The sequence below is a fragment of the Allostigmatella hybrida genome (assembly GCF_020103775.1).
In the GTDB taxonomy this organism is placed as follows: domain Bacteria; phylum Myxococcota; class Myxococcia; order Myxococcales; family Myxococcaceae; genus Hyalangium; species Hyalangium aurantiaca.
The window spans coordinates 436,591-457,645 of the sequence record NZ_JAHXBH010000004.1 but is presented as its reverse complement, the minus strand read 5'-3'; the positions used below and the strand labels follow the sequence as shown (position 1 = coordinate 457,645).

The 21,055-nt window shown below is 68.6% G+C and carries 14 protein-coding genes; 8 read left to right on the top strand and 6 right to left on the bottom strand.

Annotated elements, in window-relative coordinates; genetic code table 11:
• The 3 genes from KY661_RS10840 to KY661_RS10830 form a co-directional block, all read right to left on the bottom strand.
• On the bottom strand, positions 1 to 3,779 hold a 3,779-nt coding region (locus tag KY661_RS10840; protein WP_225410118.1), incomplete at its 3' end, for an immunoglobulin-like domain-containing protein.
• Between the two features lie 564 nt (positions 3,780 to 4,343).
• Positions 4,344 to 9,470: an immunoglobulin-like domain-containing protein gene (locus tag KY661_RS10835; protein WP_225410117.1), complete on the bottom strand. Its 5,127-nt coding sequence runs from the start codon at positions 9,468 to 9,470 to the stop codon at positions 4,344 to 4,346.
• A gap of 210 nt (positions 9,471 to 9,680) precedes the next feature.
• Positions 9,681 to 11,267, bottom strand: a complete 1,587-nt coding sequence (locus tag KY661_RS10830) for a sigma 54-interacting transcriptional regulator (protein ID WP_398577174.1) — start codon at positions 11,265 to 11,267, stop codon at positions 9,681 to 9,683.
• 220 nt (positions 11,268 to 11,487) lie between these two features.
• Between KY661_RS10830 and KY661_RS10825 the strand changes: the two genes are divergently transcribed.
• The 5 genes from KY661_RS10825 (at position 11,488) to KY661_RS10805 (ending at position 15,731) form a co-directional block, all read left to right on the top strand.
• Entirely contained in the window at positions 11,488 to 12,042 is a 555-nt protein-coding gene (locus KY661_RS10825; RefSeq protein WP_075004658.1) for a peroxiredoxin, read from the top strand.
• Positions 12,043 to 12,048: 6 nt separating this feature from the next.
• Entirely contained in the window at positions 12,049 to 12,573 is a 525-nt protein-coding gene (locus tag KY661_RS10820) for a carboxymuconolactone decarboxylase family protein (RefSeq protein WP_093522037.1), read from the top strand.
• Positions 12,574 to 12,703: 130 nt separating this feature from the next.
• A complete protein-coding gene (dps, locus tag KY661_RS10815; RefSeq protein ID WP_075004656.1) occupies positions 12,704 to 13,180 on the top strand; it encodes a DNA starvation/stationary phase protection protein Dps in 477 nt (158 codons plus the stop codon).
• A gap of 44 nt (positions 13,181 to 13,224) precedes the next feature.
• Positions 13,225 to 14,502 carry a pyridoxal phosphate-dependent aminotransferase gene (locus tag KY661_RS10810; RefSeq protein ID WP_225410116.1) on the top strand — a complete coding sequence of 426 codons (1,278 nt, stop codon included), beginning with the start codon at positions 13,225 to 13,227 and terminating at the stop codon, positions 14,500 to 14,502.
• Positions 14,499 to 15,731, top strand: a complete 1,233-nt coding sequence (locus KY661_RS10805; RefSeq protein ID WP_225410115.1) for an MFS transporter — start codon at positions 14,499 to 14,501, stop codon at positions 15,729 to 15,731. Before KY661_RS10810 ends, KY661_RS10805 begins: the two co-directional genes overlap by 4 nt.
• A 19-nt stretch (positions 15,732 to 15,750) precedes the next feature.
• Here KY661_RS10805 and KY661_RS10800 read toward each other — a convergent pair whose 3' ends face one another.
• From KY661_RS10800 to KY661_RS10790, 3 genes are read right to left on the bottom strand one after another with little or no spacing between them, the layout of a single operon-like run.
• Positions 15,751 to 16,440 carry a DNA-3-methyladenine glycosylase family protein gene (locus tag KY661_RS10800; RefSeq protein ID WP_225410114.1) on the bottom strand — a complete coding sequence of 230 codons (690 nt, stop codon included), beginning with the start codon at positions 16,438 to 16,440 and terminating at the stop codon, positions 15,751 to 15,753.
• Between the two features lie 45 nt (positions 16,441 to 16,485).
• Positions 16,486 to 16,974, bottom strand: coding sequence for a hemerythrin domain-containing protein (locus KY661_RS10795; RefSeq protein ID WP_225410113.1), 489 nt, complete (start codon positions 16,972 to 16,974; stop codon positions 16,486 to 16,488).
• Positions 16,971 to 18,515 (bottom strand): FAD-dependent oxidoreductase, encoded by a 1,545-nt coding sequence (locus KY661_RS10790; RefSeq protein WP_225410112.1) that lies wholly within the window; start codon positions 18,513 to 18,515, stop codon positions 16,971 to 16,973. The genes KY661_RS10795 and KY661_RS10790 overlap by 4 nt, the downstream gene beginning before the upstream one ends.
• A gap of 229 nt (positions 18,516 to 18,744) precedes the next feature.
• Between KY661_RS10790 and KY661_RS10785 the strand changes: the two genes are divergently transcribed.
• From KY661_RS10785 to KY661_RS10775, 3 genes are read left to right on the top strand one after another with little or no spacing between them, the layout of a single operon-like run.
• Positions 18,745 to 18,954 (top strand): hypothetical protein, encoded by a 210-nt coding sequence (locus KY661_RS10785; RefSeq protein WP_225410111.1) that lies wholly within the window; start codon positions 18,745 to 18,747, stop codon positions 18,952 to 18,954.
• A 4-nt stretch (positions 18,955 to 18,958) separates the two neighbouring features.
• Entirely contained in the window at positions 18,959 to 20,644 is a 1,686-nt protein-coding gene (locus KY661_RS10780) for a PAS domain-containing sensor histidine kinase (protein ID WP_225410110.1), read from the top strand.
• Entirely contained in the window at positions 20,641 to 21,054 is a 414-nt protein-coding gene (locus tag KY661_RS10775; protein WP_225410109.1) for a response regulator, read from the top strand. Before KY661_RS10780 ends, KY661_RS10775 begins: the two co-directional genes overlap by 4 nt.
• Position 21,055: the final 1 nt, after the last annotated feature.

The window sequence follows — 21,055 nt, the reverse complement described above, 5'->3', positions numbered from 1 at the left end:
CTGTAGCTGATGATGAAGGAGCCCGGCGAGCTGGTGTCCCCCACCTGGTTGGAGGTGACCGGCACGGCGCCGGCACACGCGTCCTCGGCCGTCGCGCCCTGGTCCACGTAGGGCGAGCCGCACTCGAAGGTGGTCTCCAGCGGGCCCGTGACGTTGATGACCGGGGCCAGGGTGTCGGACACGTCCACCGTGCGACTGGCGGAAGCGGTGCGGCCCGAGGGGTCCGTCACGCTGTAGCCCAGCACGTGGCTGCCCAGCTGCTTGTTGTTCACCGTGCCCGTGGTGACGATGGCATTGGTCAGGTCGCCCGCGCACTGGTCGTTGGCGGTGGCGCCCGGGTCGGCGTACGGACTGGCACACTCCAGGGTCGACGCGCCCGGATTCAGGGCCAGGGTCGGCGGCAGGGTGTCCTGCACGTTGACCGTGCGGCCCGTGGCCGACACGCCCACGTTGCCCGAGGAGTCGGTGGCCTTGTAGCTGACCGTCACCGCCCCCGGCACGCTCGGATTCACCGTCTCGCTCGGCACCGCGGCCAGCACGCCCTCGCAGGCGTCATTGGCCGTAGCGCCCGGGTCGTTGAACGGACCGCTGCCGCACTCGATGTTCACAGCGCCCGGGCCCGTCACCGTCACCACCGGCTTCTGGGTGTCGGAGACGTTCACCTGGCGGGTGACGGCCGGCGCGCTCAGGCCCGCGATGTCCGTCACGTTGTAGGTCAGCGTCTGCGTGGTGAGCAGCTTGTTGTTGATGGTGCCCGTCACGACGATGCGGTCGTTGATGTCATCGGTGCAGACGTCGCTGGCGATGGCACCGGGGTCCGCGTACGGCGTGGCGCACTCAAGAGCCTGAACGGCAGGGCCCTGGAGCGCCAGCACCGGCGGCGTGTTGTCATCGGACTTCACCGTACGGGCCGCGGGCGCGGTGGCCTCGTTGCCCGAGGAGTCCTTCACGCTGTAGCTGATGGTGAAGGTGCCCGGCTGGCCCGGCACCTGCGTGCGCGTGGAGACAATCTCACCCGTCAGATCATCCTCGCACGCGTCGTTGGCGGTGGCGCCCGGATCCACATAGGTGGAGCCGCACTCGAACGTCTGGTTGGCAGGCCCCTGGACCGTGAGGGCCGGAGCCAGGGTGTCATTCACCTTCACCGTGCGGGTGACAGGGCCCGCGGTGCGGCCGCCCGGATCCTGCACGGTGTACGTGAGGGACTGGTCACCCAGCTGCTTGGGGTTGATGGTGCCCGTCTTCTGGATGGCGCCCGTCAGGTCGCCGTAGCACTGGTCGTTGGCCGTGGCGCCCGGGTCGGCGTACGGATTGCCGCACTCCAGGGTCGACGCGCCCGGCTTCAGGGCCAGCGTCGGCGCCAGGGTGTCCTCCACCGTGACGGTGCGGCCCGTGGCCGACACGCCCACGTTGCCCGAGGAGTCGGTGGCCTTGTAGCTGACCGTCACCGCCCCCGGCACGCTCGGATCCACCGTCTCGCTGGGCACCGCGGGCAGCACGCCCTCGCAGGCGTCATTGGCGGTAGCGCCCGGGTCGTTGAACGGACCGCTGCCGCACTCGATCTTCGCGTCCAGCGCGCCCGTGACCGTGACGACCGGCTTGAGCGAGTCGCTGACCGTGACCGTGCGGTCGGCCGTGATGCTGTGGCCGCTCGCATCCGACACCTTGTAGGTGAGCTTCTGCGCACCGAGCTGCTTGTTGTTGATGGAACCGGTCTTCTGGATGGAAGCGGTCAGGTTGCCCGCGCACTGGTCGTTGGCCGTGGCGCCCGGGTCCGTGTACGCATCGCCGCACTCCAGGCCCTGGGGGCCCGCCGCCAGCGTCAGCGTCGGCGGCAGGGTGTCCTCCACCGTGACGGTGCGGCTCGTGGCCGACACGCCCGTGTTCCCGGACGGGTCCGTGGCGCTGTAGGTGATGGTCACCGCGCCCGGCTGGTTCGGGTTCACGACGGCGTTCTGATCCGTCGCCAGCTGTCCGGCACACGCATCGTTGGCCGTGGCGCCCTCGTCATTGAACTCGCCGCTGCCGCACTCGAACTTCTGGGTGAGCGCACCGTTCACCGTCACCACCGGCTTGAGCGTGTCCTTCACCTGCACGATGCGGCTGATTTCCGGGGCCTTGTTCCCCTCGGGATCCTGCACGTTGTACTTCACCGCGTAGGTGCCCAGCGCGGCGGTATCCACCGAGCCAGTCTTGGTGATGGCCCCGTCGAGGTTGCCCGCGCACACGTCGCTGGCCGTAGCGCCCTGATCGGCGTACGGCGAGGCGCACTCGGCGATGTCGTTGGCGAGCCCCTTGAGCGCCAGCGTCGGCGCCGTCGTGTCGGACACCGCCACGGTCCGCTTGACCGGCGTGGCCGCGTTGCCCGAGGAGTCCTCCACGTTGTAGGTCAGCTCGTACTGGCCCACCGCACCCGGGTTCACCGTGCCGCTCACGGCGACCGCGCCGGTCAGGTCTCCCTCACAGACATCCGCCGCCGTGGCGCCCGGATCCGTGTAGGTGCCCGGAGCGCACTCGAGCTGCTCGTTGTTGCCCACCAGGGTCAGCGTGGGCTTGTTCTGGTCGAGCACCGTGATGGTGCCGGTGCACGAGTCGGTGTTGCCCTCGGTATCCGTGCACGTCAGCGTGACGGTGGTGGTGCCAAGCCCATACGGACCGATGGGGCTCTGCTTGCAGCCCACCAGGTTCTCATCCGGATCCCACGAACCATTGTTGACGTTGCCGTCCGCGCCGCACGTCAGGTCCGCGACCAGCTCCAGGTTCTTGCAGAGGGCTTCAGGAGGAGATTCGGTGTCGAGGGTGGGGATCTTGCAGAACGCGGTGCAGGCCCCGATGTTGCCGTTGCCGTCACGGGTGCGGCCGTTGAAGAAGCCGTCATCGCACTCTTCGCCCTGAGCCGTGTCCACACGGCCGTCGCCGCACCATTGCTGCTGGCAGGAGAACGAGCAGAAAGCATAGTCGGGCTCGTCTTCCTGGCTTCTCGGCCTTCCGTTGCCCTCGGGGCCTTGATCGCACATGGCGTACGAATCATTAGTGCCCTGGCCACAGCCCGTGGTGTACGCCATGGCCCCCTGCGTCAGGATGTAGGGCGTGCCGATGAAGGTCTTGAAAGAGTCCTGGTCCTCCATGAGGAAGTCCCAATACTCACGCGAGTTGGGCAAGGAGCCACTGTCGTCCACGGCGATGGCCACCGGCGCGAACGTCTTGTCCGGGTAGCTGCTAAACACCACGCGGGTGGCACAGCCTCCAGTCCCGCTCAGCGCGCCATCATTGCCGTAGAGCCCGTCCGAGAGCCCTTCTGGGTGCATCCGGAAGATGTGTCCCCCATTGGCGTAGCAGCCGGTGCCGGCCACGGTGAACGAACCGAAGGGCTCCAGCAGGGGCACCGGCGTTCCCGGAGCCGCGTCCTGATAGGCGCAGCCCAGCGAGATATACATACCGGTCCGCGAGGAGATCTGCTTGGAGACGATGGTCGAGACGATGTTCTCGATGAACTGAGGCGTGCCGTTGTTCGTCGCGTCCGAGCCGCTGATGACCACGTCGCCGTCGACCGCGGCACCCCAGATGTTGCGGTTGTCGACTGCGGCCTGGAAGGCGCTCTCGCCGCCCTGGCACGCCGCGTCGCCGATGATGATGCCGGCGTACTCCTGGAACTGCTCCGGCGTCATCGCACGCCACTGCTCGGGAGTGACCACCGTCGCTGGATAGCCGAGGTTCGCCGCGGCCTGCGCCTCACGGCTGGACGCGCCGCCGGTGACGGTGGTGCCGAGAATCAGCACCTTCTTGCTGGAATTGACTTCTTGGTGAGCAGTGCGCGCTGCCGCCGGGGTCGGCTGCTTCAGCGGCGCACTCTGCTCCTTTTCGCAGGAACTGGACGCCAGCGCGGCCAGCACCAGCGAAGTTCCCCATACGCCTATTGGTTTCATGCGGAACGTCCCCCAGGACGGAAGTACGACGGCTTCAAAAGAAGAGTGAATTCACCCGCAGACGAGCATGTGGGCGCAATGTGCCGAGGCGGATTTGCAAGTATTCTCATATCGAGCGATAGCTCTTCAATACTCCGGCAATTTTCCTCCTTTGCTGGAGGCAGGCAAGCGGAATATTTCTCGCTTAAATCGAATTTCCGGTTCAGTGGGGGCCCTTCCCTACCCCTGCGCACTTCAGCGCAGAGGCCTTTTCACCAGCGGTTGGGGGCTTGTCCGAAAAAGGAACATTGCCGCGCCCAAGATGGTCTGGTTTTCCCTTGCTTTCTCACTCTGCAAGATTTCGAGGCCTGAACGCAAATACGGCCGGTGTTCTGGGCAGAACACCGGCCGCTGTTTATCTCACTGCGTCAGGAAGTCTCAAGGCGTGACGCGGCTTGCCAGAGGCGCCTCGGCTGGGGCCGTCACGGTGTAGCCACTGCCGGGCCCGTTATCGACCGCCGTGCCTCCCTCGGCGGGAACCTGAATCGTGCACAGGCCCGCGCGGGTGTTGCCGGTCCTGTCCTTGAGGGTGAAGTTCACCCCGTAGACGCGCCCATTGCCCCCACTCTGGCGCTCGGCCCGCACGCTGAAGGTGTTCTTCCCGGTGATGACGATGTCCTGCTGGGTGGCGCCATCGCCATCGCCCGGGGCCTCCTCCGGCTCGTCGCTGTAGATGGAGACGATGTTCCCGGTGTTGATGTCCGACCACCCATCGCACTGGTCCTGAGCGGTCGCGCAGTTGTCCAGCGAGAGCGTGTGCATCCCCTGGTTCGCCGGAGACAGCACCACCTGGCGGTACGCCAGCACCGGGGCCTGGGTATCCGCCACGGTCACCGTCCGGGTGAGCGTGGGCGCCTTGAGGCCCGTCCCATCCTGCACGTTGAGCGTGACCTGATAGGTGGCGGGCACCCAGGCATTCACGTTGTGGTCGATGACCACGGAGGACGACAGCTCCCCGTAGCAGACGTCGGACGCGGTGGCGCCCGGATCGACATAGGAGCCGCTCGCGCACTCGTGATGCAGGGCAGTGGGGCCGTTGAGGGTGAGCGTGGGCGGCAGCCGGTCCACCACCTCCACCGTCCGCGTGGCGCTGACGTACCGGTGGCTCGAGTCGTGGGTCTGGTACTGCACGGAGTAGATCGCCACCGACTGGGTGTTGACGCTGCCATAGGTGGCGAAGGTCAGCGGCCCGTCGCATGCGTCCTGCGCCGTGGCGCCCAGCTCGGTGTACGTGTCCTGCTTGCACTCCAAGGTCATCTTGGACGCGCCGTTGACCGTGAGCGACGGGGGCAGCGTGTCCTGGACCTTGACGGTGCGCGTGACGGTCAGCGCGGCGTTCCCGGACGGATCCTTCACGGTGTAGGTGATGGGATAGGTGCCCGGTCCGGTGATCTTCGAGGCGCCCGTGGCGGTGATCTTCCCGGACAGGTCGCCCGCGCACAGGTCCGTGGCCGTCGCGCCCGGGTCCACGAAGGTCCCGCGCGTGCACTCCACCACGGGCGTGCCGCTGCCCAGCAAGGTGATGACCGGCCGGCGCGTGTCCGCCACCCTCACGTTCCGCGTCTTCTCCGCCCAGAGGCCCTGGCCATCCTGCACGCGGTAGGTCACCGGGTAGGCGCCCGGCTCGGCCGTGTTCACGCTGCCCGTGACGGTGATGGCGCCCGACAGGTTGCCAGAGCACAGGTCCTGCGCGGTGGCGCCCGCGTCGGTGAAGGTGCTCGCCTTGCACTCCAGCACCGGGGCGGAAGCACCGTTGAGGAAGAGCGACGGGGCCAGCGTGTCCTGGACACGGACGTTGCGCACCGCCGTGGCGGCATTGCCCGCCCCATCCACGGCCCGGTACGTGACGGCGTAATCCCTGGGGATGCTGGGGTTGACGGCATCCCCTTGGATGGAGATGGACGCCGACAGGTCCCCGGCACACCGGTCCACCGCCGTCGCGCCCGGCTCGGTGTACGTGTCCCGGTTGCACTCGAGGGCCACGGGATTGACGCCCTTGAGGACGAGCGAGGGCTTCTCGGAGTCCGTCACCTGCACGGTGCGCTGCACAGGCACCGCGGCGTTCCCCACGGTATCCGCCGCGTTGTAGGTCAGCACGTAGGCTCCCGGCTGGGCCGTGTTCACCGTGCCGGAAACGGTGATGCGCTGGCTCACATCCCCCAGGCAGGCATCGAACGCCGTGGCCGAGGGGTCGGTGAACGGCGTGGCACACTCCTGAGCCAGCGAGGCCGGTCCCACCAGTTGGAGAACCGGGGGGGCCGAGTCCGTCACCGTCACCGTTCGCGTCGCCACGGTGCTGTTGCCCGAGGCGTCCACGGCGCCGTACTGGAGCGCATAGGCCCCCGGCTTCCGCGTATCCACCTGGCCCGTCTTCGAGATCTGCCCGCTCAGGTCACCGGCGCAGGCATCGTGCGCACTGGCACCGGGATCCCCAAAGGCCTCCCCACACTCCAGCGAGGCCTGGGCCGCGCCGCGCAGCGCCACCACGGGAGGCTGCGTGTCGGACACGGTGATGACGCGGCTCACCGGCGAGGCCTCATTGCCCGAGAGATCCACCACCCGGTAAGTCAGCGTCTGGGCGCCCAGCATGAAGGCATCGACGGAGCCCAGCACATGGATGGCGCTGGTGAGATCTCCCACACACATGTCCATCGCCTGAGCGCCGGGGTCCATGTACGCGGAGCCACATTCCAGGGGCACGTTGCTTGAACCCGTGAGCAGCAGGGACGGGGCCTGGGTATCGGCCACGGAGACCGTCCGCGTCACGGGGGCCGCCGCATTCTGGGACGGATCCTCGACGGTGTACGTCAGCACGTACTGGCCGGGCTGCAGGGGATCGAGCGCGCCGCCGCGCACCACGGCCTGGGTCAAGTCACCCGCGCACACATCGGTGGCGGCAGCGCCCGGATCCACGTGGGCATCCCCACACTCCAGCATCTGCTGGGCCAGTCCTGAAAGCACGAGAACGGGGGCCACGGTGTCTTCGACCACCACCGTGCGGGAGACGGAAGCGGCCGGGTTCCCAGCCGGATCCGTCACGCCGTAGCGCACGGAGTAGCTTCCCAGTTGGGCGGGGTTGACGGTGCCGGTGGCCACCACCTGGGCGCTCAGGTTGCCCGCGCAGACATCGCTCGCCGTGGCCCCCGCGTCACCGAAGGACGAACCACACTCCACGCGCTCCAGGGCCTGCCCGTTGAGCGTGACGGTGGGCGCCTGGGTGTCTTCTACCTTGAAGGGGGTGGAGCAAGCCGCCCTGTTCCCAGAGGTGTCCTGCGCGGCGAACGTCAAGGACACCTCGCTGCCCACCGGAACCCGTACGGGCGCCGGGCGCACCATCTCCACGGGGGAGCACTGGTCGCGAGAGATCGCGTCGCCCACGCCCTCGCTCGAGGCGCCTCCCGCCACACATTCGGCGGTGACGGGCGAGGGACAGTCAATCGATGGGGCCAGCGTGTCCTGCACCTCGACCGTGGTGCTGCAGGTGGCCGTGTTGCCCGCCGCATCCCGCGCCTGGTACGTCAGGGGCGTGCTGCCCAGGGGATACGCCGCCGCACCCGGGCCGCTCACGCTCACCGCGGAGCATTGGTCCGTCGCCTGAGCCCCCGCGGGCGTCACCTGAGCGGACTCATTGCCCGTACACTCGAACACCGAGGGCGCCGCGCAGACGATCGAGGGTGGCTCGCAATCCCGCACGCGCACGGCCGCGGAGCAGCTGTCCGTCTTGCTCCCGTCGGAGACCGTGAGCGCCACCGTGCGCTGGCCAATCGAATAGGGGCCCGCGGGCGAGTAGGAATAGGAGAGGCTGTCGTCATCGGGATCGTACGAGCCGTTGTCGATCTGGGCCTCGGCCACGCACGCCGGACCGGCACACACGTTCTGGGCCAGGCACTGGGCCACGGGGGGATGGTTGAACGAATAGAGCGTCAGGTCGCTGAGCACCGGGGCGCCACCGAAGTTTCCCGTCCGCAGAGACACCTTCACCTCGATGAAACGCCCACTGATCGCCTCGACAGGCTGATTGTTCACCACGGTATTGAAGCTCAGGGAGGGCAGGGCCTCCCGGGTGTTCGCCGCGCGGATCTGCACGGTGATGCTGTCTGTCGGCCCGGCCCCCTCCGCTTCCGTGTTCCAGGTGACGTGGCCCCAGGTCTTGGAGGCCTGGGCGCTGTCGTGAATCACGCTCCAACTGCCCTCGCTGCGGATGAAGTGGTGGTGCTGGTAGCCCGTCACGTCCCCCACCGACAGCGGAGCGGTGCCCGCCAGGAAGCTCTGGACAGTCTGCGGCACCGCCGGATCCACCTTCCACAAGACGGAGGGGCTGGCGCCGGAGTTGAGCCAGATCTTCCCGTTCGAATCCACGGCGACCCCCTCGGGACGCTCGCTCAACGTCCACGTGCCCAGCACACCCCCATGCGGCCCGATTCCCATCAGCCGCCGGCTGGACCAGCACGCCACCCAGACGCGGCCCTGGGCATCCACCGCCGTTGCGCGCGAGCGGCCCGTGCAGCCACTGCCCACCGGATCGGCCCGGTGCGCCGTGAAGTCCACGCGCAGCGGCCCGGTGACCGAGTCGGACTCCGCGCCCGCCCACACCGCGCCGCTGGCATCCACGCTGATGCCCGTCGTGGGCACCGGGGTGATGACCGAATCCACCACGTGGACGCCGCTCGCCGCGGAGAGAGCAATCTTCCGGACCTGCCGCTGCGGCGACGCGTCCGAGGCGTAGAGAAAACCTCCAGGCCCGATGGCCAGCCCCTGGATCTGCGCCACCTCCGTGTCCGCCTTGAGGTGGATGGTCTGCAGCACCGCGCCCGTCTGACCGCTGATCTGGTAGAGCTTCGCGCTGGTATAGCCCGCGGCCCAGAGGTTCTGATCCTTGTCCACCACGAGCGAGCGGCCCGGGTCATCCACATCCGCGTAGTTCTTCGTCCAGAGAATGCACTCGTCGCCCTGGCCGGGAAACTCGCGGGGATTGTTCAGGTTGATGACGCCGTCGCCGTTCTCATCGAACGATGTATCAATCACCCCGTTGCCGTTGCGGTCCACGCACGCGGACAGGGAGCCCGCGTATTTCGTGATGGAGGCATACGTTCCGGGGCAATTGCCGCGGTTGACGACGAAGGCATCTCCGGCCGCGTTCACCGCCGCCACGGAGGGGTAATTGCACCCACTGCTCAGGGGGCTCACCGCCGGGGCCGACTGGTCCCAGTTCTTGAGCAGCACGGAGTGGTACCAGGCCACGGGCCTGCCCGTGCGCGCATCGGTCTTGAGGACGTAGCCCATGCTGGGATTGCCAATCCACAGATACGGCGGGCCGAACTGGAGCTCGAGCTGGCCGGGCGTGGCCTCGCTGGGCTTGAGGCCCGAGGCACTGCCCTGGGCGAAGTCTTCCTGCGTGGTGAAGCGCTTCTGCACGGTGGTGGCGAACTCAGCCGTGTCCGCCAGGCTCACCGGAGCCCAGAGGAAGCTGCCCAGGATGGCATAGGTCGCTGCGAGACTTTTCATACAGCAGGCCCTCAAGGGGTGGCGTGGCATTCCCCTCGTTCACGCGCGGCGGCGGCTTGCCGCGCTGTTCGAGAGGCGGGCGGGAGTGTAGCCCTACCCGCCCGTCAAAGGCAGCCAGTCCCCTTGCCGTTTCGCGCCCCGGCGTGAAGGCTCACGGGGCGTTCCAGACTCACGAGCGATGTTTCACAGGGCTGTTTTCACCCAGCCGGGTCAACGTGGACCTTCGATGACGAATTGATCCTGACGCGCAATACCAAGCTTTTTCATCCGGCTCTGGAGCGTGGAGGGCTTGAGCCCCAGCAGCTCCGCCGCCCCGCCCGGGCCGTAGATGCGGCCCTTGGTGAGGGAGAGCACGCGCAGGATGTGCTCGCGCTGCACCCGGGCCAGGGTGGGCACATCCTCCGAGACCGTCACCGGAGGAAGTGTCGCGGGGGCCTCCACCGGGGCGCGGGTGGGCAGCTCGAAGGCCTGGGGGCCCAGCTCCAATCCCGATGACAGAATGGTGGCGCGCTCCAGGACATTGGCCAGCTCGCGCAGGTTGCCCGGCCAATCGTAGGCCGCCAGCCGCGCCAGCCCCTCCGGTGTCACCCGCATGCCCCGCCGCCCCGTGCGCCGGGCCTGCTCCTCCAGCAGGAAGGCGCACAGCTGTGACAGATCCTCCCGCCGCTCCCGCAGCGGGGGCAGCCGCAACGGGAAGACGCTCAGCCGGTAGTAGAGGTCCTCCCGGAAGCGCCGCTGGGAGATGGCCTGCAGCAAGTCCACGTGCGTGGCCGCCAGGATGCGCACCTCCGCGCGCACCACCCGGTCGCTGCCCACCGGCTCGAAGGTCTTCTCCTGCAGCGCGCGCAGCAGCTTCGCCTGCAGGTCCACCGGCAGCTCGCCAATCTCGTCCAAGAGCAGCGTGCCCCGGTGGGCCATCTGGAAGCGGCCCGCCCGGTCCTTGATGGCCCCGGTGAAGGCGCCCTTCACGTGGCCGAAGAGCTCGCTCTCCAACAGGCCCGCCGGAATGGCCGCGCAGTTGAGGGTGACGAAGGGCTGGTCCGCCCGGGCGCTCCAGCGGTGAATGGCCCGGGCCAGGCGCTCCTTGCCCGTGCCCGTCTCTCCCAGGAGCAGCACCGGCGTGTCCGTCTCCGCCACCTGGCGGGCCCGCCGCGCCAGGTCCCTCATCACCGGGCTCAGGCTCGACTCGAGGATGCCCTCCGAGTCCCCGCCCAGCTCGGACTCCAGCAGCTTCGCGTGCTCGCGGTCCTGCCGGTGCATCCGCTCCAGGACGGCCCGCTGCTCGGCGCTCTGGAGGGCGGTGGCCAGGATCTGCCCATACACCTCGACGAGCTCCACCACCGAGGGGGCGTACGTCTCGCACTCGGCCCGGTCCAGGGTGAGCACGCCGTAGCACCGCTCGCCCGAGCACAGCGGCACCACCATGCAGGAGTGGCCCGGCGGCAGGTCCAGCACCCCGTCGAACGGGTCGCCCTCCCCCGTGTGGTCCTCCTCCGTGAAGGCGCGCGCCCGGCGCGTCTCCAGGGCCTGGCGGACCTGGGGAAAGCGCGCCAGCTCGAGCACGTGGCCCCGCACCTGGGCGTTGGCCAGCGGCCCGCGCGCAGCCACGGCCACCAGGCGGGCATTTTTCAAAAGAAAGAGCGTCGCCAGATCAAAGCGGGCGATGCGCGTTACCCAGTCCAAGCCCCGCCGGAGCAGCTCCGTCACGGAGGGCTCGGCACTGGCCAGCTCCAGCAAGTCCTTGTCCTCCAGGAGTCCCGGAGCGGAGGCAACCATGGCCTTGGAATCGTCCACCATGGCACACGAATAGTCGGTGGCCACCGAAATTGCAGTGGCAAAGCGCACCGAGATGCCGTTATTCACCTTCCCGGCGGGGCTTTTTGAGAGGCTGCTCGCGTAACCTCTTGAATAGATTGAGGCCGTTTTTCTGGCACGACCCCTGCTCTAGTGGTACCTGACGCATCAACTTTCGGCCCGTCTTGGGGACGGGCCCTTACCCCCCGAGGAGTCACACACCATGCTGACCGTTGGCGACAAGCTTCCCAATTTCTCCGTGAAGGCCACCGTGAGCCTCGAGAAGGGCAAGGAGTTCGCGACCATCAACCAGGACACCTACAAGGGAAAGTGGATCATCCTGTTTGCGTGGCCCAAGGACTTCACCTTCATCTGCCCGACCGAGATCGCCGAGTTCGGGAAGAAGAACAAGGACTTCAATGACCGCGACGCGCAGGTGCTCGGCCTGAGCACCGACAGCGAGTTCGTGCACCACGCGTGGCGCACGCACCACGCGGACCTGAAGAACCTGCCCTTCCCCATGCTGGCGGACCTGAAGCACGAGCTGTGCAACGCGCTGGGCATCCTCCACAAGGAGGAGGGCGTGGCGCTGCGCGCCACCTTCATCATCGACCCCGAGGGCATCATCCGCCACGTGTCGGTGAACGACCTGTCGGTGGGCCGCAACGTCTCCGAGGTGGTGCGCACCCTGGACGCGTTCCAGACCGACGAGCTGTGCCCCTGCAACTGGCAGAAGGGTGAGGAGACCCTCACCTCGAAGCTGGCGAAGGCGGGGTAATCCACCATGGCCTCGCTCGAAGTCATCCGCGGCGAGCTCGCGGATGCCCACAAGGACACCCGCCTCAACCTCCAGGCCGTCCTGGAGGGTGGCAGCCTCACCCCCGAGCAGCGCTGGGGTGTGGCCGTTGCGTGCGCTTTCGCCGCCCGGAATGAGCGGGTGAAGGAGGCCATCGTCAACGAGGCGAAGAAGGCCCTGGCCAACGCCGAGCCCGTCATCGAGGACGCCCGCGCGGCGGCCTCCCTGATGGGGATGAACAACGTGTACTACCGGTTCCGGCACATGATCGGGAAGGAGTCCTACTCGACCAAGCGCCCGGGGCTGCGGATGAACCGTCTGGCGCAGGTTCTGACGAACAAGGTGGACTTCGAGCTGGTCTGCCTGGCCGTCAGCGCCATCAACGGCTGCGAGATGTGCGTGCAGTCCCACGAGAAGGTCGTCATCGAAGGCGGCCTCTCGGAGGACCAGGTGCACGACGCGGTCCGTATCGCCTCGGTCATCCATGCCGCGGCGGTGGGCCTGGAGTCATAAGCCCCGCTGAGCCGGGCTGTTCAAGAGCGCCTCCAGGTGAATGCACCTGGGGGCGCTCTGTTTTTGGGCCTCGCGCATCCAACCTTGCATTCAGGACGCAGCCCTTCCTGCCCCACGAAAGGACGAAACCATGTACCGCAGCCCCAGCCCCCTCTCCGAGCAGGTCCGCGCTCCCCTCGCCGCTTCGCTCAACGAGCGCCTGGCGGATGGATTGGACCTGCACAGCCAGATCAAGGTGGCCCACTGGAACATCAAGGGTCCCCAGTTCGCCGCGCTGCACCCGCTGTTCGAGACCTTCGCGGTGAGCCTGTCGAACCACAATGACGCCATCGCCGAGCGCGCGGTGACGCTGGGCGGCCGGGCCTACGGCACCAGCCGGCACGTGGCGAAGGCCAGCCGCATCCCCGAGTACCAGCAGGAGACGGTGAAGGACCTGGACCATGTGAAGTTGCTGGCCGAACGGTTCGACGTGTACCTGGCCGGGCTGCGCGAGAGCCGCAAGCTGGGCGAGCAGCACCAGGACACGGACACGGTGGACCTGCTGACGGGCGCCATCACCGAGTTCGAGAAGCACACCTGGTTCCTGCGCGCCACGCTGGGCGAGTAACGGAAGACGGGCGCCCGGGCCCATCCTCCGGTAGCGTGCGCGGTGTGAGCGAAGAAACACCCATTCCCGCGTTCCGCACCGTGCCGCGCACGGGCGTCATCTATGTCACCACCGAGGCGAGCCGCCGCGGCTACCGCCCCGGAGACTCCGAGTGGTGCAACCTGGGGCAGGGCCAGCCCGAGACCGGCGAGCTGCCCGGGGCCCCGCCCCGGGTGGACCAGGTCTCCGTGGACGTGGGCGACCTGGAGTACGCGCCGGTGGCGGGGCTGTGGGAGGTCCGCGAGGCCGTCGCCAGCCTGTACAACCGGCTCTACCGGCGCGGCATGCCCAGCCAGTACAGCGCGGAGAACGTGTGCCTGTCCGGAGGCGGCCGCGCGGCCCTCACCCGCGCCGCGGCCAGCCTGGGGGCGGTGAACCTGGGCCACTTCCTGCCGGACTACACCGCCTACGAGGAGCTGCTGGACGTCTTCAAGGCGTTCACCTCCATCCCCATCCTCCTGGAGGGCGAGCGCGGCTACGCCTTCACCCACGAGGACCTGCGGCGCGAGGTGCAGGGGCGCGGCCTGTCCGCCCTGCTCTTCTCCAACCCCTGCAACCCCACGGGCAAGCTGGTGCACGGCGAGGAGCTGGCGCGCTGGGTGGGCGTGGCGCGCGAACAGGAGTGCGCCCTGCTCATCGACGAGTTCTACTCCCACTACGTGTGGACGGGGCGCCCCGGGCACCTGCCCGCCGAGAGCGCCGCGCGCTACGTGGAGGACGTGAACCGGGACCCGGTGGTGCTCTTCGACGGCCTCACGAAGAACTGGCGCTACCCGGGCTGGCGGATGACGTGGACCCTCGCGCCCCGCCAGGTCATCGAGGCGGTCTCCAGCGCGGGCAGCTTCCTGGATGGGGGCGGCAGCCGCCCGTTGCAGCGCGCCGCCCTGCCCCTGCTGGAGGAAGGGCCCGTGGTGGCCGAGACGATGGCCATCAACGCCGTCTTCCGCGAGAAGCGGGACCGGTTCCACTCCCGGCTGGAGCGCTTGGGCATCCGCACGGACCGGCCGCCGGATGGGACGTTCTACGTCTGGGGCAACGTGGCGGGGCTGCCCCCTCCCCTCAATGACGGGATGGGCTTCTTCCGGGCCGCCCTGGACGAGAAGATCATCTGCGTGCCGGGCGAGTTCTTCGACGTGAACCCCGGCAAGCGCCGCGCCCGCGCCTCGCGCTTCCGCACCTACGTGCGCCTGTCCTTCGGCCCCTCCATGGAGGTGCTGGACAAGGCGCTCAACCGGCTGGAGGCGCTGGTGATGAAGCACGCGCGGGCATCCTCCGCGCCGTGAAGCGCTTTCCGTCCAAGCTGGGCCTGCTGGGCGCGCTCTACTTCGTGCAGGGCATGCCCTTCGGGTTCCAGGCCACCGCCCTGCCCGTCTACCTGCGGACGCAGGGCGTCTCGGTCACCGCCATTGGCTTTCTGGGGCTCCTGTCCCTGCCCTGGATGTTCAAGGCACTCTGGGCCCCGCTCGTGGACCGCTACGGCTCCGCGCGTATTGGCCGGCGCAAGTCGTGGATTCTGCCCCTCCAGGCGGCCCTGGCCGCCACCTGTGCCCTGGCGGCCTTCGTTCCCGTCGAGACGGCCCTGCCCTCCCTACTGGGCCTCATCTTCGTGATGAACCTGCTGGCCGCCACGCAGGACATCGCGGTGGACGGCTTCGCGGTGGACTCGCTGCTGCCCGAGGAGATGGGCCTGGGCAACGCCGCGCAGGTGGTGGGCTACAAGCTGGGGATGCTCACCGGCGGCGGGCTGCTCGTCTGGGCCAGCCAGTCCATCGGCTGGCGGGGCCTGTTCCTCTCCATGGCGGTGCTCAGCCTCATCGTCTTCGGGGTGACGGCCTTCGCCCGAGAGCCCGCCCCCCGGGAGCACTCCGGCGAGCGGACCACGTGGCGCGAGGTGCTCTCCCGGCTCCGGCAGGTGTTCCTGCTGCCGGGCACCGGCTGGGTGCTGCTCTTCATCGCCACCTACAAGTTCGGCGAGTCTCTCTCGGACGTGCTCTACAAGGTCTTCCTGGTCCAGGAGGGCATCTCCCCCGCGCGGATTGGCCTCTGGGTGGGCACGTGGGGCATGGCCGCCTCGCTGCTGGGCTCCACCGCCGGGGGGCTGCTCGCCACGCGGATGCCACTCCTGGGCGCCCTCACGCTGACGGCCAGCTTGCGCATCCTCCCGCTCGCGGGCCGGTGGTGGCTGGCCCAGTTTGGGGTGTCCGATGCGAGCATCATCGGCGTCACCATGGCCGAGGAGTTCTTCGGCGGGGCGCTCACCACGGTGATGTTCGCCTTCATGATGTCGCAGACGGATCCGCGCATCGGCGCCACCCACTACACGCTGTTCGCCAGCCTCGAGGTGCTGGGCAAGGCCCCCGGAGGCCCCATCGGCGGCTTGCTCGTGGGCGAGGCGCACTGGAGCTATGCCCAGGCGTTTCTCCTGGGCACGGTCCTCTCCGGGGCGTTCCTCTTCCTCTTGCTGCCGCTCCGGGGACTGCGGGCCGCACGGCCCTCCCCGGGCCCGGCCTAGCGCCGGGGGAGCGGCTGGCTCAGTCCTTCTTCGCCCGGCGCGCGGCCTCTTGCACCTCGGGCAACTCCAGCGAGCGCCACAGGTACCAGCTCGCCACGCTGCGCCAGGGCCGCCACCGCTCGCCATGGGCCAGCAGCTCCTTCGGCAGGGGCGAGGCCTCCAGCCCCTGGAGCAGCGTGAACGCCTTGCGGATGGCGTAGTCATCCACCGGCAGCACGTCCGGCCGGCCGAGCCGGAAGATGAGCAGCATCTCCACCGTCCACTGGCCGATGCCGCGCACCTCGGTGAACCGCTCGATGAGCGTCTCGTCGCTCAGCCGCCGCACCTGGGCCAGCGAGGGCACCGTGCCCGCCCGGGTCTTCTCCGCCAGGTCCTTCAAGGCCGCGGCCTTGGCCCCCGACAGCCCCGCGGCGCGCAGGGACTCATCGGAGGTGGCCAGGAGCGCCTCGGGCGTGAGGCCCACGCCGCTGCCCACCCGCTCGCACAGCCGGGCGAAGATGGCGGCGGCCGCGCGGCCGTGGAGCTGCTGGTAGACGATGGATTCGGCCAGGGCCTCGAAGGGGCTCAACAGCGGCTTGAGCTGGAGCCGGAAGGGGCCCACCTTCCGCATCAGGGCGCCCAGCGTGGGGTCCGCGCGGGCCAGGGCCCGGCGGGCGGACACCGTGAAGGACTCGGGCAAGGACGCCGCAGCGCGCGAAGTGGCAGCCATGGAGCACCATGGTGCCACCCGCGCGCGAGGACTGCACGTGTCCGCTTAGAGGGGCGCCGCCGCGTCCGTCTGCATCGGCGTCTCGTAGCGGGGCTCGGCCTCCATCAGCTCGTCGAACTCCTCCTTCATCTGGATGCCGAGCACCAGGAGCTGCTCCTCGTTCAGGAGCTTGCGCACCTTCGGGAAGAGGTCCTCCTCCTCCTCCTCCACGTGGTGCTCGATGCTCTCCTGGAGCACCTTCATCTTCGCGTCGAAGTATTCGCTGTCCGGCTCCATCTGGAGCAGATCCGCGATGATGCGCTTGGCGGCCAGGTGCTCCTCCACCGCCTCATACAGCTTGTCCTCCGTACGGGCCGCCTTCACCGAGGGGTAGAAGTACAGCTCCTCGATGGTGGCGTGGGCCGACAGCCGGTCGGCGATCTTCTCGAAGATTTCCTGGCGCTCCGCGTCCGCGCCCTCCTTGAGGCCCTCGTACTTCTTGAACAGCTTCTTCACCTCTTCGTGCTGGTCCTCGAGCAGTTCAATGGCGTTCATGGTGTCTCTCCATCTGATGATGTGCTGGCCTCGGGTGGGAGCTTCTTCGATGCGAGATCCTTCACGGCGGGCCCATTGAGGACCTTGCCGGTGGGGCTGAAGCGGGCGCCATGGCAGGGGCAATCCCAGGAGCGCTCCGCGTTGTTCCAGTGCACGTGGCAGCCCAGGTGCGTACACACCGGGGACACGGCGTGGCAGGCGCCACCCTCCTCGCGGTAGACGGCGACCTTCTGCCCGGACACCTCCAGAATCTTTCCCTCGCCCGGGGCGACCTCGGACAGCGCGTGCCCGTCCGGCCGGGAGAGCCGGTCGGCGACGAACCGGAAGGCCACCTCGGCGTTCTCCTGGATGAAGTCCTTGGCGCCCGCCCGCACCTTCACGCGCGTGGCGTCATACAGCGCGGCGTACGGGTTCTGCCGGCCGAGGATGAGGTCCGAGAGGATCATCCCGGACAGCGTCCCCCACGTCATCCCCGTGCCCGAGAAGCCCGTGGCCACCCAGGTGTGGTGCGAGGCACTGTTGCGGCCGATGTACGCCAGGCCGTCCGCCGGTTCGATGACCTGGCCGGACCAGCGGTGGGTGAGCTTCGAGACGGGCAGACACCGCAGCGTGTAGGCCTCCAGGGCCGCGAAGTGCTGCTCCGTGTCCTCCTCCGTCCCCACCTTGTGGTCCTCACCGCCCACGATGACGTAGTTCACCCCGTCCACGCGCTGGGTGCGGATGTAGTGGTAGGGGTCCTGGCTGTCGTAATAGAGGCACTGCTCCAGGGGCCCTTCCAGCGGACCGGCCACCGCATAGCTGCGGTACGGGTAGAGCTTCGTGTGCATGAAGACGCGGTTGAGCGGACTGTGGGTCGCCTCCACCACGTCCCCGGCCGTGACGGTGCCCCGGTCCGTGACGGCGCGGCACGGCGTGCCGTCCTGCACGTCCACCACGCGCGTGTCCTCGAAGATGTAGCAGCCGTCCCCCTCGATGTGCTCGGCGAGCGCCAGCAGGTACTGGCGCGGGTGGAACTGCGCCTGGTCCTCCAGCCGCAGCGCCCCCTTCACGGGCAGGGGCAGCGGCGTGTCGCGGGTGAAGCGGACCATCAGCCCCGCCTCCTGCGCCGCGGTGATTTCCTTCTCCAGCTCGCGCAGCTGCGCGTCGGTCTCCGCGTAGCGGTACAGGGGCAGCCGCTGGAAGCCACAGTCGATGTTCAGCTCCTTCACGATCGAGGCGATCTGCTCGATGGAAGCCCGGCTGGAGGCGGCAGCCATGCGCGCGCCCCGCTCGCCAAAGTCCGAGCGCAGCGTGTCGTACGGGGTGTCGAGCAGCTCCGTGAGGTGAGCGGTGGTCTGTCCCGTCTGGCCGGTGAGAATCCGGTTCATCTCCAGAACGGCCACCCTCTTTCCCGCCTTCTTCAACAACCAGGCGGTGGTGAGGCCGGCGATGCCGCCTCCGATGACCACCACGTCGACCGTCACGTCTCCGGGCAACACCGGGAAGCGTCTGCCGTGCGCGGTCGTTGTCCAGAGAGAGGGGTTGATTCGCTCTTCCTTCATGCCCCAAGGCTAGGGATGCCCCCGGAGGCCGGTAAGGCGCGTGCCGGGGCCTGCTTCCCTGGCTGCTCGCGGCGGGCCCCGGCCTGGGGCCGGTGTGTGCGAGGCAACAGAGTGGACTCCCAGGTGTTGGCCATTTGCGGACCTTTGCCAAAACCGTGGGGTCCCCCGGGCCGGGCGCGCTATGACGCGCTATGAAAGGAGCGCGGGCCACCTCCCGCGGGAGTCCCGGATGCCTGTCGCACGAAACCCCGGAATCACCAGCCTCGTCGACATCCTTGACCGTGTCCTGGATCAGGGCATCCGGTTCGACGTGCGCCCGAACGCGCCGCGGACAGGCCCCCTGTCCGGCCCGGACACGCTCCACATCACCGTCGAGGCCGTGGACACCCACCTGGAGCCGCCCGCGCCGCCTTCCGGCATGACGGGGACCGGAGCGTAGCGCCGTGTCCTCCCCCGCGCCCCTGATGCCCTCCAGCCCCCTGCCCGAGGAGCCGTCACCCGCAGGAACGCCGGCCGCCTCCGCGGACCAGGTCATCCTGATGCGCCTGCTGGACGCGGTCACCGATCCGCTGCTGTTCACCACCGAGGCAGGGCACCTGCGCATCGCCAACGCGCGGGCCCGCGAGCTGCTGGTGGCGGAGGCGGGCGCCAGCGAGGGGCACCGCCGGGCGGTGGAGCTCAACCAGCACCTGTTCACCACCGCGCTGGCCAGCGCCGCCACCGGGGGGGCCTCCACCGTGCGCCGGCGCGAGCTGTCCCTCGTTGACCCGCAGCAGGGCACGGACCTGCTCTTCGAGCTGGTCACCACCCCCATGCGCGAGGCCGATGGCGTGCAGGGGGTGATGAGCGTGCTGCGCAACGTGACGGACCTGGGCCGCGCCACCCAGGCGCTCGGCGAGAGCTACCGGCGGCTGCGGGCCTCGGAGCAGGAGGCCCGCTCGGAGCGGCTGCGCCTGGACCTCATCCTCGACTCGGTGCCCAACCCCATCATCCTCACGGACCCGTCCGGGAGAATGGTGCTGATGAATGATCCGGCCGAGCGGCTCTTCTCCACCCCCGCGGACAGCGGCGAGGCGGCCCGGCGCCGCGTGCGCACCAACGACGCGCACTTCTCCTCGTTCCTCTCCCACCTGCTGTCCCAGGGGGGCGCCCGGCGCTGGCGCGGCGAGCTTCAGCTGGTGGAGCCCTCCACGGGCGCGCCCCTGCCCATGGAGGCCGTGGCCAGCAAGGTCCTCACGGATCAGGGGGAGACGGCCTCCATCGTCACCCTGCTCAACGACCGGACCGAGACGCGCGAGAAGGCCCGGCTGCTGGAGCAGCTCAAGACGGCCTCCAGCGAGCTGGAGGCCAAGGTCCACACGGCCACCGCGGAGCTGGCCGAGCAGAACGAGAAGCTGCGCCGGCAGGCGCTCCAGCTCGAGCAGGCCAGCGCGGCCAAGTCCCAGTTCCTGGCCAACATGTCCCACGAGTTCCGCACCCCGCTCAACGCCATCCTCGGCTACACCAACATGCTGCTCCAGGGGGTGTCCGGGGAGATGATGCCCACGCAGAAGCGCAACCTGCAGCGCATCGACTCCAACGGGCGGCACCTGCTCCAGGTCATCAACGAGATTCTCGACATCACCCGCATCGAAGCGGGCCGGATGCCGCTCAACCTGTCGGACTTCGAGATGCCGGAGCTCCTCCAGGAGGTGATGGCGGAGTTGGATCCCATCATCGCGCGCACGAAGCTCGGGGTGGACACCGCCCTGCCCGCCAAGCTCCCGGAGGTGCACAGCGACCGGCAGAAGGTGAAGCAGATCGTCCTCAACCTCCTGTCCAATGCGCTCAAGTTCACCCACGAGGGCTCCATCCAGGTGACGGCCGAGTACCAGGCGCCGCTGTCGCTGGTGCTCATCTCCGTGAAGGACACCGGCATCGGCATCGCGCCGGAACACCAGGAGAAAATCTTCGAGGACTTCCAGCAGGTGGACAGCTCCCCCACGCGCGCGTATGGCGGCACAGGCCTGGGCCTGTCCATCTGCCGTCGCCTGGCGGCGATGCTGGGAGGACGCATCACCGTTCAAAGCGCATTGGGCCAGGGCTCCACCTTCACACTGCACCTACCCCGGCGCACGAGGCGCACATGAGTAATCTCCCTGGCGAAGGCCTCAAGCCGCTCGTCCTGGTCGTCGACGACTACCAGGATGCACGCGAGATGTATGCGGAGTACCTGGAGTTCTCCGGCTTCCGGGTGGCCGAGGCGAAGAATGGCGCCGAGGCGCTGGACAAGGCCTTCGAGCTGCTGCCGGACGTCATCCTGATGGACCTGTCCCTGCCCGTCATCGACGGCTGGGAGGCCACGCGCCGGCTCAAGAACGACGAGCGCACGAAGACCATCCCCGTGGTGGCGCTGACGGGCCACGCGCTGACGGGCCAGCCCGGAGGCGCCCAGGACGCCGGGTGCGACTCCTTCGTCATCAAGCCCTGTCTGCCCGATGCCCTGGTGGAGGAAGTGAAGCGGATGCTGGCAGGGCGCAAGACGCTTCCGGCTCGGTGAG

What these genes read in the sequence shown, in the direction of transcription:
- dps (WP_075004656.1), top strand. Translation starts at nt 12,704, where the DNA reads ATGTACCGCAGCCCCAGCCCCCTCTCCGAGCAGGTCCGCGCTCCCCTC.
- KY661_RS10795 (WP_225410113.1), bottom strand. Translation starts at nt 16,974, where the DNA reads ATGAACGCCATTGAACTGCTCGAGGACCAGCACGAAGAGGTGAAGAAG.
- KY661_RS10775 (WP_225410109.1), top strand. Translation starts at nt 20,641, where the DNA reads ATGAGTAATCTCCCTGGCGAAGGCCTCAAGCCGCTCGTCCTGGTCGTC.
- KY661_RS10820 (WP_093522037.1), top strand. Translation starts at nt 12,049, where the DNA reads ATGGCCTCGCTCGAAGTCATCCGCGGCGAGCTCGCGGATGCCCACAAG.
- KY661_RS10790 (WP_225410112.1), bottom strand. Translation starts at nt 18,515, where the DNA reads ATGAAGGAAGAGCGAATCAACCCCTCTCTCTGGACAACGACCGCGCAC.
- KY661_RS10830 (WP_398577174.1), bottom strand. Translation starts at nt 11,267, where the DNA reads ATGGTGGACGATTCCAAGGCCATGGTTGCCTCCGCTCCGGGACTCCTG.
- KY661_RS10785 (WP_225410111.1), top strand. Translation starts at nt 18,745, where the DNA reads ATGCCTGTCGCACGAAACCCCGGAATCACCAGCCTCGTCGACATCCTT.
- KY661_RS10800 (WP_225410114.1), bottom strand. Translation starts at nt 16,440, where the DNA reads ATGGCTGCCACTTCGCGCGCTGCGGCGTCCTTGCCCGAGTCCTTCACG.
- KY661_RS10825 (WP_075004658.1), top strand. Translation starts at nt 11,488, where the DNA reads ATGCTGACCGTTGGCGACAAGCTTCCCAATTTCTCCGTGAAGGCCACC.
- KY661_RS10835 (WP_225410117.1), bottom strand. Translation starts at nt 9,470, where the DNA reads ATGAAAAGTCTCGCAGCGACCTATGCCATCCTGGGCAGCTTCCTCTGG.